This is a genomic window from Saccharopolyspora sp. NPDC002376, assembly GCF_053593195.1.
In genome coordinates, this window is record NZ_JBSFBZ010000007.1 from 157,909 (window position 1) to 174,215 (window position 16,307).

Genomic DNA, 16,307 nt, shown 5'->3' on the forward strand with positions numbered 1-16,307 from the left:
GGCCCGCTGACGCGGGCCTGGCATTCCTCAACCGCCTCTTTTAGTCCGGAAAAAACGCGCATTCTTCCTCGCCGCCTTCGCATCCTTGTCCGACCCGGTCAGCCGCGCTTACTACGACCGGAAACGGGCCGAGGGCAAGAAACACAACGCCGCCCTGATCTGCCTGGCCCGACGACGCTGCGATGTCCTGTTCGCCATGCTCCGCAACAAGACCCCCTACCAACCAGCCCGACCCACAACCCAACACACGGCACCCCCAGCCGCCGCTTGACAAACCATAGAAACCCCCCCGCAGCGCCGAACCCCGCCGCTCCCCTGGAGAGACGGGGTTCGGCAGCTGGGAGCTACCGGGCTTTCTCCACGATCTGCGCCAATTCGGCCAGGTTCTCGGCCTCGAACATCGAGCGCATCGGCACGGCTACCCCGAGTTCCTTGCGCACCCGGCTGGCCAGCTTCGCGGCGAACACCGAATGCCCGCCCAGGTCGAAGAAGTTGTCCTGCGGAGTCGCTTCGCTGATGTTCAGCGTCTCCATGACCATGCCGCACAGGATCTGCTCGAAGGAATCCGCGCCAGAGCGGGCGGGCGTCGATGCGCTGCCCGTGTCGGCCGTGGTGCGCGCTGCGAGCGCCTTGCGGTCAATCTTGCCGTTCAGCAGTGTCGGGAGCTGCTCCAGCACGACGATCGTCGACGGGACCATGTGCTGCGGCAGCGCGCTGCGCGCGTGCTCGCGCAACTGCGCCTCGGTGACGGTGTGCCGCGCGGAAGGCTTGATGTAGGCAACGATGTGCTCGGTGGCGACATCACCACCGCCGACGACCGCGACGGCGATCTCCACCGCCGGGTGGCTTTCCAACCGCGCTTCGACCTCACCGAGTTCGATGCGGAAACCGCGGACCTTCACCTGGTTGTCGCCCCGGCCGGTGAAGTAGAGCGCGCCGCCGACCTCGCGCCTGCCCCGGTCCCCCGACCGGTACATCCTGCTGCCGGGCGGGCCGTAGGGATCGGCGACGAACCGGGCCGCCGTCAAACCGGGGCGGTTGAGGTAGCCGCGGGCCACTCCGCTCCCGGCCAAGAACAGCTCGCCCTCCCGGCCATCGCGGAGGTCCTGCAGGTTCTCGTCGAGCACGTACACCGCGCCGCCGTCCCAGGGCGTCCCGATGGTCACCCCCTCCTGGACGTCCTCGATCGGTCCGCCGATCGAGGCACCCACGGTCACCTCGGTCGGGCCGTAGGCGTTGTAGAGGCGTCGCCCCTGGGACCACTCCTCGGTCAAGGACCTGGTGCAGACATCTCCGGTGGAGGTGATCGTGCCGCCAGCCAGCAGCCCCTCGCTGTCGGTGATGCTCAGCGCCACCGGCGGCAGAACTGCGTGGTCGACCTCGTACTTCAGCAAGGTCTCGCGCAGCGACTCCCCCGGCATCAGCTCGTGCTGCTCGGCCATCACCAGGGTCGCGCCGTGCATCAGCGCAAGCGTGAAGTCCCAGAACCAGGCGTCGAAGCTGAACGACGCCCACTGCAGCACGCGGTCGCCGGGACCGACCCCGTACAGCTTCGCCTGCGTGGCGATCAGGTCGGCCACACCGGTATGGCTGACCGCGACGCCCTTGGGGACACCGGTCGACCCGGAGGTGTGGATGACGTACATCAGGTGGGCGGGATCCAGCGGCGCCAGCCGCTCGGCCGTGGCGACGTCATCGCTGCGCTCCTGCGCGCACTCGGCCTCGAAGGCCGGATCGTCGAGCATCACCTCGGGCACACCCAGGTGCAGCGAGTCGACGCTCTCCGTCCGCAGCAGCAGGACCGGTTGCGCGTCCACGACCATGTGCGCCAGCCGCTCGGCCGGATAGGTCGGGTCCAGCGGGAGGTAAGCGCCGCCCGCCTTGAGCACGGCGAGCACCACGACCACCAGCTGCGTCGACCGCGGTACCGCGACTGCGACCAGCGAGTCCGGCCCGACGCCGAAGGCGATCAGCCGCCTGGCGAGCCGGTTCGCGCGCGCGTTCAACTCCGAGTAGTCGACGACGGTCTCGCCGAAGACGACCGAGGGAGCATCGCCCGACCTGGCAACCCTGGATTCGAAGAAGTCCGGAACAGTGTTCAACTCCGCCTCGCCTCCGACGCAAGGATCCAGCATGGCTGAGCCGAAACGTAGTTCTCAAACTCGAGGAACCACCGCATCCTTTCCCAAATCTTTTGGCGCGCGAGCGAACGGACTCGCGCGGCTGAACGAGTTCGACGGCGAAAACCCTTTCTGTGCAACGACAATCGGCGAAAGAACTCTTTCGCCGAAAGCTCGCCGGCCCGGTGCGCGCACACAATGAGGAGCGCTGGGGTTCGTCGCGGACGAGAGGTAAGCACAGTGGACGATGAACTGACGTACCAGAACTACCTCGAACTGGACACCCTGCTGTCCCTCCAGAAACCCCGCACCGCCGGGACCGCGGCCACCAAGTCCACCGTGTTGTCCGAGCAATTCTTCATCATCGCCCACCAGGCGAGCGAACTGTGGCTCCAGCAGATGATCGCCGATCTGGAGGCCGTCATCGACGCGTTCACCACGACCGACGACACCTCGGAAGCGGAATGGGTCGTCGACCTCCTGCACCGGGCCACGGAGATCATCCGCGTGCTGCACGGGCAGGTGGCCGCGCTCGACCGGTTGCCGCTGCGCGACTTCGCCGGTTTCCGGGCATTGCTCGGCACGGCGAGCGGCGCACAGTCGGAGCAGTTCCACCGGTTGGCGCATCTGGTCGGCAACACCGAGCACAGCGGTGCGCTGTACGAATCGTTCACCGCGTGGGTGGTCAGATCGGGCCACGCGGTCTCCGACCTCGCCCGCCGCGGTGTCGACGCGGGCATCCACTACCGGATCATCGACGCGCTGCTCGACCTCGGCAACGGCTGTTGGCGCTGGCAGACGAGCCACCTCTGCCTGGTCTCGAAGGTGCTGGGCAGCCACGCCGGAACCGGCGGTACGGCGGGAGCCGACTACCTGGCCGAGCGCTGCACACTCCCCTTCGCCGAGCTCCGACAGCTGCGCGGCCAGGCGCATACCGGTCGCAGCGCGGCGGAGCCGGTGCCCGCCTCGGCGTCGTGACCCCGGCCGGCCGCTAGACGGGCTCGACGACGAATCCGCGTCCCCAGACGTTGCGCACCGCCAGCCCGACGAGTTGCAGTCGCCGCCGCAACCGCATCACGTGCAGGTCCAGCGCGTTGCTGGACGAGCTGGCGCCGGAACTCCGCAGGATCTCCCGCAATTCCGCCCGGTAGACCAGCTGGCCGTAGCGGGACACCAACGGCGCCAACATCTCGCACTGGGTCAGGGAAAGCGTGACCGAGGACTCCTTGAAATAGAGGATTCCGGCCGAGTCCAGCACCGGCTTCTCGTTGAGCACCGCCCGCGCTGCCAACTGCCGGACCCGGGCCTGGAGGTCCTCCGGAACGATCGGCGGGCGCACCCAGTCCTCGTAGAGCCCCAGGTGATCCGGCGGCGGGGCGCCGTGCTCGACGATCAGCAGGCAGAGATGCTGCCGGTCCTTGCACTGCTCGCGCAGATCGCTCTCCGCGGGCCAGCGGACAAATTTGACCCGATTCTTCGCATCGACCGCCACAGGTTCCCCCTAGCAATCTCGTTCCGTTGAAATCGAGAGCAGTGGTCCCGAACCGCATCGGCGCACGTCACCGAGCCGTCGCAAGCACCTGCTGGCAGCCGGTGGCATTTGGGTTCCGGACGATCATCGCGCTGCCCTGCCGTCCTCGTCCGCCGCGCGGATTCCAGCGCCGGCCGGAGCCGGTGTCCGCGGCGGGAGCACGGTGTCGCCGTCCGGTCTGCGGCCCAGCGACCAGCGCACCAGCGGCCCGGTGGCCGCGGTCGTGATCATCGCGACCAGGACGAGGATGGTGTAGGCCAGCTGGTTGATCAGACCGGCCTCGTAACCGATGGTCAGCACCACCAGCTCGGTCACGCCGCGGCAGTTCATCAGCACCCCGAAGCGCAACGCCTCCGCCGACGGCATTCCAGCCAGCCGGACAGCGCCACCCGCGCCGACCAGCTTGGTCACCACGGCCGTCACCAGGACCACGACGAGCACCAACCAGGCGAGCGGCTCCGCGCCCAGCAATCCCACCGAGGTCTTCAAGCCGACACCGGCGAAGAACACGGGCAGCAGGATGATCAGTGTGAAGCCCTCCAGCTGCTGGCTGATCCGTTCCACGGCCGGCGAATCGCGCGGTAAGGCGACACCGAACAGGAAGGCCCCGACGACCGGGTGCAGCTCGATGGCCTGGGTCAGCGCGGAGTAGCCGATCGCCCCCGAGACGAGCACCACCGCCAACGACTGGTTCGATCCGAGCTTGCGCACCAGCATCGCCAGCAGCGGGCGCACGCACAGCGCCGTGACGAGCACCAGCGCGGTCGCCAGCAGCACGATCCGCACACCGTGACCGCTCGCGCCCTGCCTGGCCAGCAGGAACGCCAGCGTCAACCAGAGCAGACCGTCACCGATCGCCGCGGCGGACAGCGACAGCGCGCCGACGCTCGTCCTCTCCAACTTCAGATCGGCGAGGATCCGCGCCAGGACGGGCAGCGCCGTCACCGCCATGGCCAGCCCGACGAACAGCATTGTCTCCACCGGTGTCGTGCTGGTGCCGGCGAACAGACCTCCGGTGGCGAACACGATCCACATGCCCGCCGCGCACGGGAGCGCCATGCCACCGACCACCGCCGCGGCCACCACGCCCTTGCGCTCGATCCGGTCGGTGCGCAGCTCGCAGCCCAGCAGGAACACGAAGATGACGAGGCCGAGCTGCGCGATCTTGTCGAGCGCTTCGATCATCGACGGCGGGAACAGCAGCGCGCCCCCCTCCGGCCACAGCGCTCCGAGCAGGGACGGCCCCAGCAACAAACCGCCGACCATCTCGCCGAGCACCGACGGCTGGTGGAACCGGCGGGCCAGCGCGGCGAGCGCCTGGCAGGTCACCAGGATCACCGCGACCGCGATGAGGAAGTGGGTGACGGAGTCCACGGCGCGCGATTCGGTCGCGGCCCACAGGGGCACCATGCCCCCGAGCGCCGCGAGCCCCCCGGCCACCCCGAGCGCGGTCCGCACCCGGCCGGGTCTGCCGGTCACGCCGCCCCGCCCTCGTGCGCGGCCATCGCGTCGCGCAGGCTCTTCGGCCGCATGTCGGTCCAGGTCCGGTCGATGTGGGCGATGATGTCGGCCCGCGGCGCCGGGCCGTGCACGACCCGCCAGCCAGCGGGCACCTCGACGCCCTGCGGCCAGAGCGAGTACTGCTCCTCGTCGTTGCACAGCGCCAGGTAGTCCCGGCTGTCGTCCTCGAACTGGTCGGACATGCGCACATCCCCTCGGCGAGCGGAAACAGGTTCCCCCACGGTGGCGGGAATCAGGACAGGTTCGACTGCGGTTCCGGTTCGGGCTGCGACCACCCGTCGACGAACAGCTCCCGCGCCTTCGACCGCTGCAGCTTGCCGCTGGTCGTCTTGGGGATGCTCCGCTTCGGAACCAGGTGGATCGCGGCCGCGGGGACACCGGTCCGGGAGCTGATCGCGCTCCAGACGGCCCGCCGCAGCGACTCGTGCTCCTCGTCCCCGAGCTCCGTCTCGACGATCAGGTGAAGCTCCTCGGAGTCGCCGCCGTCGGGCCGGTACCCGACCGCGACCACGGCGCCGAGGCGAACCCCGGGCACGGTCTCCGCGGCCTGCTCGAAGTCGGACGGGAAGTAGTTGGCACCGCGGATGATGATCAGGTCCTTCGCCCGGCCGGTGATCCGCAGACCACCGTTGCGCAGGTAGCCGATGTCACCGGTCTTCCACCAGTCCGGCGGGTCGATCGACGCAGCGGTCTCCGCCGGCAGGTCGAAGTACCCGACCGTGCGCGAGGGCCCCCGGAACTGGACGTGCCCGATCTCGTCGTCCCCGAGTACAGCCCCGTCACCGTCGACGACACGGACCTGCGTGCCGGTCATCGGCTCACCGCAGTCGACGATCTGCAACGCATCTGCGCTGTGCGGATCGACGTCGACCGCGCGTGCGTCGGCGACGGCGGCCTGCCGGTCGATGGAGTCGTACCGCAGCGGCGCGCCCGGCCGGGTGGAGGTGATGACCAGCGACGCTTCGGCCATGCCGTAGCCGGGCACCAGCGCAGTGGAGGACAGCCTCCACCGACCGAAGCGGTCGAGGAAACGCTGCACGGTGGCCGGTTGGATCGGTTCCGCCCCGCAGAGCGCCGCACGCCAGGACGACAGGTCCACGCCCTCGAGGTCCTCGTCGCGCACCCGGGCGGCGGCGTAGCCGAAGGCGAAGTTCGGCGCGGCCGAGAACGCGCCGCGGTAGTCGTTGATGTGGTGCAGCCACTCGGCGGGCGCGCGGAGGAACCGGGTGGCGGGCATCAGCACGGCGTGCCCTCCACTGTAGATGGGGCACAGCAGTCCCAGGATCAGGCCCATGTCGTGGTAAAGCGGCGCCCAGCCGACCGACGCGTCCGCGTCCGTCCAACCGAGACCGCTGAGGAACTGCTCGCAGTTGGCCGCCAGGTTGGCGTGCGAGATCATGACGCCCTTAGGCTTGCCCGTCGAACCCGAGGTGCACTGGATCACCGCCAAGTTGTCGACGTTCGGCGGGCGAACGGGATGCATCGGCGCATCGCTGGCGGTGGCGCGCGCGTACAGCGCGGCACCGTCGATCAGGCTGGGTCCGGCAATCTCCGGCAGCGCATCGAGCACCGCTGCCGTGCTGATGATCGCGGCGGGCCGCAGGTAGTCCGTGAGATCCTGCAGCTGCCCTTCGAACCCCGCGGCGCCGCCGAAGCGCGTCGGCACGGCGATCGCCGTCGGCATCGCTCCGAGCAGCTGGGTGCCGAAGAAGGCGGTGATGAACTCCGGGCCCGTGGGCAGGCAGAGCACGACCCGGTCGCCGTGGCCGACCCCGTGCTCGGCGAGGGCTGCCGCACCGCGCGCGGCGGTTTCGACGAGGGCGTCGTAGCGCAGCGTTTCTGCCTTGCCCGGCTCCGGGATCAGCGTCACCCCGGAGCCGTCGGCACCACGTTCGGCGTGCGCCAGCAAGGCGTGCAGAATGCTCGGGAAACGCGGGAGTATCGCGGTCATCCGATGTGCTCCTGGATAGTGTCACTCGCTCGATCGACCACCCACGGCCGCACCGAGACGTCATCGGCGACGATGCGGGCGGGGTGGAACCCGTGCCGAACGGCCAGCTCGCGAGCGGCCAGCACGCCCGCGACGGAGAGGCCGCCGTAGGACGGGCTCGGCGTGGCTGGGTCGAAGCCGAGCATGATCGTTTCGGCCATGCAGGAGTAGGCGATTCCGGGCGGCAGCGTGATTCCCGGGAAGTGGGGCGCCTGTTCGCGCGGGAACCCGATGCGCCCCCCGGACACCAGGGTGACGTTCGGCAGGCCCATCACCGCCGGGTGCACGTCGCCGGGCACCGCGAGATCGCAGACCAGGACCTCGCGATCGCCGGCGAGGTGGTCCGGCAGGATCACCGGGTCGGCCGAGTTGGTGGCGGTGACCACGATCGGGCAGTCCCGCAGCGCGCCCAGGTCCTCGGCGATCGACACATCCGTCAGGTGGCCGAGCCGGTCGGCGACCCGTGCGAGCCGCCGTGCCGAACCGGGCCGGCCGACCAGCACCAGCGATTCGCAGTACGGGGCGACGAGTTCGGCCATCACGGCACCGATGTTGCCGATACCGCCGACGAGCCCGACCCGGCGCTCACTGGCACCGGTTTCGGCCAGCTGCAGCTGGAGCAGATCGTGGGCGCAGGCGGCGGTCATCGAATTCCCCGAGGTCACCCTGACGTCGTCCTCGACCACGTCCCGCGCGGCGTTGGTGACGATCGAGGTGTGCCCGCCGAGGCCGATGACCCCGGCACCGAGCGAGACACCCAAGTCCACCGCATCGAGCACGGTCCGGCGCAGCCAGGCCCCATGCCCTGCCTGCAGCGCGGCAACGGCTTGGGCGGCGGTGAACGGCGCCGCCACCATGATGACCTCGACCTCGCCCCGGGATCCGGACCTGATGCGGTGCCTCGCGACCTCGTACGGGTCCAGCTCACCCCACATCCGGTCCAGCGCCGCCGCGCACTGCTCTTCCGACCAGGCGGCCAATTCCGGCGCCAGGGACCACACCTTGGCCGGGACGTCCATGTTGGCCAGGAACGCGACGCGCGGCACGCCGTCCCGGCGCCCGCCGTCCTGCGCCGGTCGATCGCGGCGCGGCAGCGGCACGTGCTGCTTCGGCTGCCAGTCGGTAGCCGCAGGTGTGGCCAGGTGTTCCAGCAGCGTCGCGTAGTCGCCCTTGGCCAGCAGCCCGGCGACGTCCTCGAAGGCGGTGGCGATCCGGTCCACGTCCGCGGGCTCGAGCAACGCCGACGGCTGGATGCGCACGGTCGTGGGAGCGGACAGGGTGGGGATGACCCTGATCTGGTGCGAGTGCAACAACCTGCCCGCGATCAGGTAGCCGAGCGATTCGGAGTCGAAAACCTCCCGCATCAGTCCCGAATCCGGTTGCGGCAGAACGAATTCGACGCCGATGAGCAGTCCTCGGCCGCGCACCTCGACGATGGCGTCCGGCCACCGCTGCGCCACCTCTGACAACCGATCCCGCAGCAGCTTGCCCAGCTCGACGATCCGCTCGCGGTAGGTGGCGGCGAGGTCCACCGCAGCCGTCGCGATCTGCGACGAGAAGTCGTCATCGGCGAACGTGGACGTGTGGTGGCGGCCGAACTCCGGCACGTACCGGTCCTCGTCGACCAGCAACGCTGAGATCTTGGCCAGCCCGCCCCCGAGGGACTTCGAGAAGAGGTAGTAGTCGGCGACCACTCCGGAGCCCTCGGACGCCAGGAACGTGCCGGTGCGTCCCATGCCGCACTGGATCTCGTCGAACACCAGCGCCGCTTCGTGCCGGTCGGCCAGCTCGCGCAGGGCGGCGAGCGTCTCGGCCGGGACCTCGTGCACCCCGGACTCGCCCTGAACGGGTTCGACGAAGCAGGCGGCGAGCGGGGACAGCCAGCGAGCAGCGGAGTGCGGCACCCCTGCGGTGTCGACGCTGATCGAGCAGATCTCGACGAGCTCGGCGTCGAGCGCGGTCACAACTGCACGAGGCGTCCAGTCGTCCAGGCGCCGGTGCCGCGGTCCCGGCACGTGCAGATCGGCCGGCACGTTGGCGCCGTGCGTCAACGTGCCGGCGCCGGTCGTCTTGCCGTGGAAGGCGTTCCGCAACGAGAGGAACATCGGGTCCGCCCACCGCATTTGCGCGATCCGGTCGAGAACGTCGCCCAGCACCTCCGCACAAGGCCGCCCGGCTGCGGGCCCGCTGGCGCACGGAGCATCGGCGATGCCGTCCCGCCGTACCCGCCGCAGCGACTGCTCGAATTCCTCCTGCAGGGCGCCGAGTCGCCGCCTGCGCTCGACCGTCGCGTGCTTCACCGCGCCTTCCACCGCATCCGCGCCGGTGCTGCCGAGGGTGACCACGTAGCTCGAACCGGTCGTGGCCCCGACGACCGCCGACAACCGCTCCGCCAGCTCGGCCGCCCCGGGGCGCACGCTGGCCTGCGCGTTGAAGGGAAGTTGCTCGTCGAAGCACCGCCGCGCAACCTCGAGCAGCGCCGGGTGGTTGTGCCCGAACAGCGACGAACCCGCACCACCGACCAGGTCCAGCACCTCGGTCCCGGTTCCGGGGTCACCCGGCGATTCCGCGGTGAGATGGTCTCCCTGACCTGCCCGGTAGGTCACGTCCAGGTTGAGCGCGCGGAAGAGCCGGGCGAACTCCGGCCGGGCGTACCGCGCGAAATCGGCGTCGGTGTTCATGCGGCACCGTCTCCTCGCCCGACGCGCACCGTCCGCGACGCGGTGACCTGGTCCGCGACGTCGCGCAGCGTCCGCATCAGCGCAGCCTGCTCGTCGGAGATTTCCACGTCGAACAGGGACTCCATCTCGACGACCAGGTCGATGGAGCGGACGGAGTCGAGCCCATAGTCCACGAGCGGGGCGTCCGGGTCGAGTTTGGTCATCTGCAGGCGGCGACGGAACAGTTCGTCGACGACCTCGAGAACATCGCGATCCATTGTTCTTCCTTCTCCCCTGGTTCGGTGCGGGGTTGGTGGGCCGCGGCGAACCGGACGCGTCACCGCCGGATCGCCAGGGCGAACGAGAGGTCCGCCGCCGAGCGAATCCGCACCGGCACCTGCGCGCCGCGGTAGGACGCGGCCAGCGCGCCACCGGCGGGACTGAGTTCGACCTGCCAGAACAGGAATTCGCCCACGGCGCCGGTGCCGCTGATGGCCTTGAAAGCTGCTTCCTTAGCGGCGAACAGCTCACGCGGGGTGTATTCCCCCACCGGCGAGAGCAACGTTCGCCGCTCCCGCGCACGAAGCACGAACGCGGTCACGCGAGGACCGATGTCCGCGCTCTCCACGTCGACGCCGACCGCCGCGGCACCGGGGACAACCACCGCGACCGCCACCTGATCGGTGTGTGAGATCGAACCCGGGAATCCGGGCGGAAAGCGCGGTCGACCGCCAGGCGCGCGCGGCACGGTCCGATCGGCCGACCCGGCCGCAGCCAGCGCTGCCGAGGCCGCCCGCCGCCCGGCCGCGAACTGCTCGGGCGGTCCGTGCGGCGGTCGCACCGGGTGCCATTCGACCGCGGCCCCCGCTGCGCCGGGGACCTCCAGCTCGACGGCCACCGCGACGTCCTTCACCCACGCAGCGCCACGACGTGCCCCGCCAGCGAATCGATCGAGCGCAGCACCTCCGGCTCCACGTCGTCGTCCCACTCGAACCCGAACTCGTCCTCCATCGCCACAAGCAAGCTGACCAGCGCGGTGGAGGGCACCCCCGCCTCGCGCAGCGACGCGGTGTCTGGCACGCCACGGACGAAGCGGTCCCCGCCGAACAGGTCGACCAGCAGCCCGCGGATGCGCTGCCGGGCTTCGGTTGCCGTGTCAGGCATGCGTTTCCACTTCGTCGACGAACTTGCGGACGATCGCTTGGAAACCCTCGCCGTCGTCGAGGAAGGGGACGTGGCCGGCGTTCGGCATCATCTCGCAGCGACCGTTCGGGAACAGTGCGGCCAGCTCGTGCCCGCGCGTCGGGCTCAGCAGGATGTCGTCGTCGCCGAGGACGATCAGCGTCGGCGCCTCGATGCGGGACAGCAGCTCGGGGTTAGTTTCCCCCTCCTGGACTAGGTTCAGGCCGTTGCTGAGCTCCTCTGGCGTGGACATCGCCAGGAAGGCCTCCCGCAGCCCCAGGAAACCGGGCGTGCCGGACTCCTCGTTCATCTCCCCGCTGATCACCTCGGGGTAGATCTGGCCGTACAGCGTGGCCATGCCGTGGTTCTTCAGCGTCAGCAGCCATGACCGGTTGAGCTGCCGGTGGCGCCGCATGCCCCGCAAGCCGAGGACCGGACCGGCCAGAACCAGGCCCCGGACGCGGTCCGGGTATTGCAGGGCCACGTCCCTGGCGAGCTGGGTGGAGGCCGACGTGCCGATCAGGTACGCCGACTCGATCTCCAGCGCATCGAGCAGTCCGACCACGTCCGCCGCGTGCTCGTCCCACGTCGGCTCCTGCGCGACGCGCGAGGACGCACCGTGGTTGCACATGTCATAGGTCACGACGCGGAAGTTCTGGCTGAGCTCCTCTGTGTACTCCCGCCAGAACGGGCTGTTGATGAAGAAGTTGTTGAGGCACACCACGGCGGTGCCCTCGCCGCTGGACTCGCAGTAGAGCTCGACGCCTTCCCGAGTGTGGATCCGCGGCGCGTCCTCGCGGTAGGACAGGTCGTGGTGTTCCTGCTCTTCACCGACTGACATGAGTTTGCCTCCTCGTCTCGTTCTCGCCTCCAGCACCCGGCAGGACACGGGCGAATTCGGCGACGACGTCGGCCGCCGCGAGTTCGCGGGACACCGCGCTGCACGACAGGCCGCAGTACATCGCCATTTCCTCGATCCGGCCGCTGGTTGCCTCGGTGGGCACCGCCGCGCTGAACCGCGGCACCAGGTACGGCTTGCCCTCGACCACCGTCTTGCCGATGAACGTCTTCGCCTGCCCGGGGGCGTTCGTCGCGGCCGTCGCCAGCACGCGGTGCCGCCGCCCCGGCCATCCGATCTCGTAGACGTCGCTGATCACGGTGTCGGTCTCGGCAGCCGAGCTCACCGCCGCCTTGAAGTAGGGGTGAGCGCGCGACTCGTGCGCGACGACGAACGCGGTGCCGAGCAGCACGCCGTCGGCACCGGCAGCGAGCGCCCGAGCGGCCTCGGCCGGCGAGCCGATCCCGCCCGCGGCGACGAGGCAGGCAGCGGGCAGACGTTCACGCAGCGCGGCGACCAGCTCGTCCCGGTTCGACTCGCCGAGGAGGTGGCCGCCCGCCTCGATGCCCTGGGCCACCACCACAGCGCCCCGCTCGGCCGCGTTCACGCCGTCGAACACGGTGCCGACCTGGACCACGAGGCGCCGACCAGCCGCGGCGATGCGGTCGAACACAGCATCACCGGGCATGCCGAACAGCGACAGGTACACGTGCGGTGGTGTCTCATCGAGCACCTGCGCCACCTGGTGGTCGAGCTCGTCCGGCCCGACCACCTCCGGGATCAAGTTCACCCCGACTGGCCGATCGGTGCCCACCGCCAGCCGAGCGAGCACGGCCGACAGCGGGGCGCCGACCAGCTTGTAGCCACCCACGCAGCCCGCGGCACCGGCGTTGGACACCGCGCACGCCAACTCCGGCCCCGCGACACCGCCCATGCCTGACTGCAACAGCCCCACGTCGACACCCAGCACCGCCGCCACCGGGGACCGCATCAGCGCAAGCTCTCTACTGCGGACAGCGCCGCGGCGGCGCTGCCGAACCGCTCGGTCAGGGTGTGCACCCACCGCTCCAAGCCGAAGGCGAGGCAGCTGGTGTGCGCGGTGTCGTCGCCGGCCCGGATGGAGCACCGCTCGCCGAAGAAGTTCCGGTGGTAGTTGACCGAGCCGATTGCCAAGCCGTTGACGACGAACTCCTCCTTCACCGGGAACAGCCGCTGCATCTTCGCCTTGCCGCCGTTCTTGTCGAAGAACGGGTCGGTGGCGACCTCGAGGCCGACCTCCAACCCGAGTTCGGCGCACAGGGCCGTCACGGCGTCCTTGGCGCGCAGCAGGTGCTGCTTGGCCCCGTCCTCCGGTCCGACGAAGACGATCTCCCGCATCGAGAAGCCGAGCAGCCGCTGCAAACCCGCGTAGTGGTCCTCGTTGCGGAAGCAGGTGGCCACGGTGGTGCGCATGGTCCCGTCCGCGGGCAGCTCCGAACCGGCCAGGTCCACGTAGACCGCGTAGCACGCCGCCGACGGCAGCGCGAATGCGCTCGGCTCCAGCACGTCAGCCGGTATACGGTCGACCGGGCGGGTCGCCCCGGCCAGCAGGGAACCGACGCGCTCCGGTTCGAGCCGGGTGGCGGCCAGGCCCAGGTGCGGGAAGTTGTCGTAGTAGTCGAAGACGTCGAGGTCCTGGCAGCGGATCAGGTGCGGGTAGCGGAATTCCGGCACGTCCCAGCCGTCGGCCAGGCGCAGGAACACCGCATCGATCGCCCGCAGCAGGCGGAGCTGGCCGCCGTCGAGAACGCTCAAGCCGTTGTCGGTCGTCGTGGTCATCGGGTGGCTTCCTGCTCGAAGAATCGTGCTTCGATCGCGGTGAGGGTGCGGAAGTCGTCCAAGTCCAGGTCCTCCGGATCGATCGGTGCGCCGGTCAGCTCCTCCAGCAGGAAGATGAACTCGACGAAGGCCAGCGAGTTGATGGCCCGGCTGTCGATCAGGTCCATGTCGTCGGACAGCTGACCGAGGGTGGGGTTGCGGTCCCGGATGAACCCGCGGACCGCGTCCATCGGATCGCTCATGATTTGATCGTTTCCCGGCCGACACCCACCTTGGTCAGGAACTTCCGCGTCCGCTTCAGCACCCGGTCGTGCACCTCGATCCGGGCGGGGTGCTCCAGCGCGCGCCTCCGCAGCGCCAGAGCGTCCGGAATGCCCGCGTCGCGGTAGGCGGCGGGGTTGTAGAGGGTGCCGATGCTGTACTGCAGGTAGCTCTCGAGGTACTCGGCGACCACCGGCACCTCGGCTGGGTCGCGTTTGGTCAGCTGACCGAGCAGGTTCGCGAAGATCATCCGGCCGAACGCGATGTGCCGGCTCTCGTCCTGGTGGTGCACCCGGTTGACCTCGCGGGCGATGTGCGGGAGCGCCTGGTCGGTGGCCATGTGCGCGTTGTAGTGGTCAACGATCTCCTCGAAGATCAGGATGCGCGCGAACACGATCATCTCGCGGGCCAGCGGCGAGAGGTGGTCCACCGAGTCCGCCTTCAGCGTCGGCTGCGCCGGGTACAGCTTCCCGCCGTAGCGCAGGCAGAACTGCGCGAAGAACCACATGTGCTCGTTCTCCTCACCGATGAAGTGGTGCAGGAACTCCGAGACGTTCGCGTAGGTCTTCTCGTGGATCCGCATGACGACTTCGCTCATCAGCTCACGGATGCCGTGGATGTTGAGGCTGAAGAAGTTGATCGCCTCGTACTTGGTCAGCTCGATCTGCTGCTCGCGGGGCAGCTCATCCCACATCGACGTGCCCGCGAGCGTCGTCAGGCTCTCGCTCATCCACGGCATGCCCGGCTCGATGCTCTCGGGCCAGTCGAACATCGTGTACGGGTTGTAATAGCCCGACTCGGCCATCTGCTCCAGCCGATCCAGCTCCAGCACGACCGGCTCGACGTCGCGTACTGCCATGATCATTCGTCCTTCCACAATGGACTCGATGGATGCAGGTTCAGCGCACCGCTCGGATGTCGGCGCGCACCTGGACCGGGTGCCGGGAACCACATTCGTGATGGCCGAACGGTGCGTTGCCAGCGGCCGTGGAGGGAATCACCTTGTTGTAGATCGATCCGAGGCAGAGCTCCTGGAACTCGCCGGTGTCCGGCGACAACCGCTTGGCCAGCTGCGCTTTGGCGATGTCGACCGTCCGGAGCGCACCGTCGTCGTCCACGACCTCGACGCACGCGTGGGGAAGGTCGAGGGCACCGCCGAGCACCCCGCAGAACCATCCCCGCTTCGCTTCCGCCTGGTAGCCGGCGGCGCGGAAGCGCTCGGCCAGGAACAGGCTCGCCGCGATGCAGCTCGTCGCGCCGAGAGCGTGCACCAGTTCGTAGTCGGCCTGCATCGCAACCGGGATCATCTGCCAGCGGTACCCCGCGTCGAGGTAGTCGCGGGTGAGCCGCCGCAGCTCCGGCGAGACCAACGGGGTCCGGGCGCCGGTGGTGACGACCGTTGCCGCGTACTCGGCCGCCCCCGAGCTCGCGGCCGGCGCCACCACGTCGTCGACCCGGCCGCCGAACCGGACCGCATCCGGTTCTTCCAGGATCCACGGCGCGTCTCCAGCGCAGTCGACGCATTCCAGCCGGACCCGGAATTCCCAGGACTTGTCGCGCAGCAGGTCGTCCACCGGTCGGCCGGCGAAGCGGAAGAGCATGCGGAAGGCGAGCTCTGGCTGCGTCTTCGCGGTGTTCGAGTACATCCCGAGGTTGTAGAGGTCGTTCGCATCGAAATGGCGCTTCCCGGAGCGGGATTCGAACGGCAGACCCGCGGCGACGAGCCGGTCGATCTCCGCCGTCCCGCAGCGCAGCATCTCCTGCGCCACGAGTTCCGGCTGCGTCCGGCTGGCATGCTCGGCGGGGATGAATTCGATGGAACTCGCCACTTCCTCCCAGGAAGTACTCCGAGTTACGGCTTGGTGCGGCACAGTTTCTCTCCCAAGCAGCACGACCGCGCCGACGATTCGGCGCCTGCCATCGCCGCGGCAGCACCGGACTGCGGATGCCTGCGGCGATCGATCGAATTGATTGCGCTCCGCGGGAACCATCTGCCCCAATCCGCGGAACGACGTCGACGCTATCAGCCTATCGTGGCGCGGCAACAGATTAGTTTCACATGTGTGGCCGTGGGTTTCACATCCACGGCTCGGAAAAACAAACCCCCGACGGACCGGGAACGGCCGAAAAAAGAAACTTTCGGAAAAAAGAGCGTTGATCGACCGACTTCCCGTACACCAGCAGGGAGGTGAACGGCATTGGGCCGACAAGACCTGGCCGGCCAAGCCGAATTAGGTCGTCTCGAACGAGCGCGAACTGCGTTGCAGCAGAATAACGTTAGGTTGCCCCAATGAGCCTTTCCGTGTAACGGTTCGTTGCTGTGGGTGATCATGTTGTGCGGTCGTGTTCGACATGGAGGACGACGAGGGCAGCTTTGACGATGGTG

General features: G+C 69.0%; 16 protein-coding genes and 1 pseudogene. 2 read left to right on the plus strand and 15 right to left on the minus strand.

What is annotated here, in order from left to right:
- Positions 1-52 precede the first annotated feature (52 nt).
- Positions 53-271 (plus strand): annotated as a pseudogene (locus tag ACWCO2_RS08120) (IS110 family transposase); the annotation flags it as partial.
- A 73-nt stretch (positions 272-344) separates the two neighbouring features.
- Here ACWCO2_RS08120 and ACWCO2_RS08125 read toward each other — a convergent pair.
- Positions 345-2,102, minus strand: coding sequence for a non-ribosomal peptide synthetase (locus ACWCO2_RS08125; RefSeq protein WP_450126991.1), 1,758 nt, complete (start codon positions 2,100-2,102; stop codon positions 345-347).
- Positions 2,103-2,360: 258 nt separating this feature from the next.
- Here ACWCO2_RS08125 and ACWCO2_RS08130 point away from each other — a divergent pair, with 258 nt between their 5' ends.
- Positions 2,361-3,098, plus strand: coding sequence for a tryptophan 2,3-dioxygenase family protein (locus ACWCO2_RS08130; RefSeq protein ID WP_450126992.1), 738 nt, complete (start codon positions 2,361-2,363; stop codon positions 3,096-3,098).
- A gap of 13 nt (positions 3,099-3,111) precedes the next feature.
- Here ACWCO2_RS08130 and ACWCO2_RS08135 read toward each other — a convergent pair whose 3' ends face one another.
- The 14 genes from ACWCO2_RS08135 to ACWCO2_RS08200 form a co-directional block, all read right to left on the minus strand.
- Complete coding sequence (locus tag ACWCO2_RS08135; protein ID WP_450126993.1) at positions 3,112-3,612, minus strand: winged helix-turn-helix domain-containing protein; 501 nt, start codon at positions 3,610-3,612, stop codon at positions 3,112-3,114.
- Positions 3,613-3,735: 123 nt separating this feature from the next.
- Entirely contained in the window at positions 3,736-5,130 is a 1,395-nt protein-coding gene (locus ACWCO2_RS08140; protein ID WP_450126994.1) for a cation:proton antiporter, read from the minus strand.
- Entirely contained in the window at positions 5,127-5,354 is a 228-nt protein-coding gene (locus ACWCO2_RS08145; RefSeq protein ID WP_450126995.1) for an MbtH family protein, read from the minus strand. The genes ACWCO2_RS08140 and ACWCO2_RS08145 overlap by 4 nt, the downstream gene beginning before the upstream one ends.
- A 50-nt stretch (positions 5,355-5,404) precedes the next feature.
- Positions 5,405-7,123, minus strand: a complete 1,719-nt coding sequence (locus ACWCO2_RS08150) for a fatty acyl-AMP ligase (RefSeq protein WP_450126996.1) — start codon at positions 7,121-7,123, stop codon at positions 5,405-5,407.
- Complete coding sequence (locus ACWCO2_RS08155) at positions 7,120-9,843, minus strand: aminotransferase class III-fold pyridoxal phosphate-dependent enzyme (protein WP_450126997.1); 2,724 nt, start codon at positions 9,841-9,843, stop codon at positions 7,120-7,122. The genes ACWCO2_RS08150 and ACWCO2_RS08155 overlap by 4 nt, the downstream gene beginning before the upstream one ends.
- A complete protein-coding gene (locus tag ACWCO2_RS08160; protein ID WP_450126998.1) occupies positions 9,840-10,100 on the minus strand; it encodes an acyl carrier protein in 261 nt (86 codons plus the stop codon). Before ACWCO2_RS08160 ends, ACWCO2_RS08155 begins: the two co-directional genes overlap by 4 nt.
- A 59-nt stretch (positions 10,101-10,159) precedes the next feature.
- Complete coding sequence (locus ACWCO2_RS08165) at positions 10,160-10,720, minus strand: 4'-phosphopantetheinyl transferase superfamily protein (protein WP_450126999.1); 561 nt, start codon at positions 10,718-10,720, stop codon at positions 10,160-10,162.
- 11 nt (positions 10,721-10,731) lie between these two features.
- Positions 10,732-10,986, minus strand: coding sequence for a hypothetical protein (locus ACWCO2_RS08170; protein ID WP_450127000.1), 255 nt, complete (start codon positions 10,984-10,986; stop codon positions 10,732-10,734).
- Positions 10,979-11,845 (minus strand): alpha/beta fold hydrolase, encoded by an 867-nt coding sequence (locus ACWCO2_RS08175; protein ID WP_450127001.1) that lies wholly within the window; start codon positions 11,843-11,845, stop codon positions 10,979-10,981. Before ACWCO2_RS08175 ends, ACWCO2_RS08170 begins: the two co-directional genes overlap by 8 nt.
- The gene (locus ACWCO2_RS08180) at positions 11,832-12,833 is read right to left on the minus strand and encodes an NAD(P)H-dependent flavin oxidoreductase (protein WP_450127002.1); all 1,002 of its coding nucleotides are present in this window, start codon (positions 12,831-12,833) and stop codon (positions 11,832-11,834) included. Before ACWCO2_RS08180 ends, ACWCO2_RS08175 begins: the two co-directional genes overlap by 14 nt.
- Positions 12,833-13,660 (minus strand): hypothetical protein, encoded by an 828-nt coding sequence (locus tag ACWCO2_RS08185; protein WP_450127003.1) that lies wholly within the window; start codon positions 13,658-13,660, stop codon positions 12,833-12,835. The genes ACWCO2_RS08180 and ACWCO2_RS08185 overlap by 1 nt, the downstream gene beginning before the upstream one ends.
- A complete protein-coding gene (locus ACWCO2_RS08190; protein WP_450127004.1) occupies positions 13,657-13,902 on the minus strand; it encodes an acyl carrier protein in 246 nt (81 codons plus the stop codon). The genes ACWCO2_RS08185 and ACWCO2_RS08190 overlap by 4 nt, the downstream gene beginning before the upstream one ends.
- A complete protein-coding gene (locus ACWCO2_RS08195; protein WP_450127005.1) occupies positions 13,899-14,780 on the minus strand; it encodes a diiron oxygenase in 882 nt (293 codons plus the stop codon). The genes ACWCO2_RS08190 and ACWCO2_RS08195 overlap by 4 nt, the downstream gene beginning before the upstream one ends.
- A gap of 40 nt (positions 14,781-14,820) precedes the next feature.
- A complete protein-coding gene (locus ACWCO2_RS08200) occupies positions 14,821-15,750 on the minus strand; it encodes a hypothetical protein (protein WP_450127006.1) in 930 nt (309 codons plus the stop codon).
- Positions 15,751-16,307: the final 557 nt, after the last annotated feature.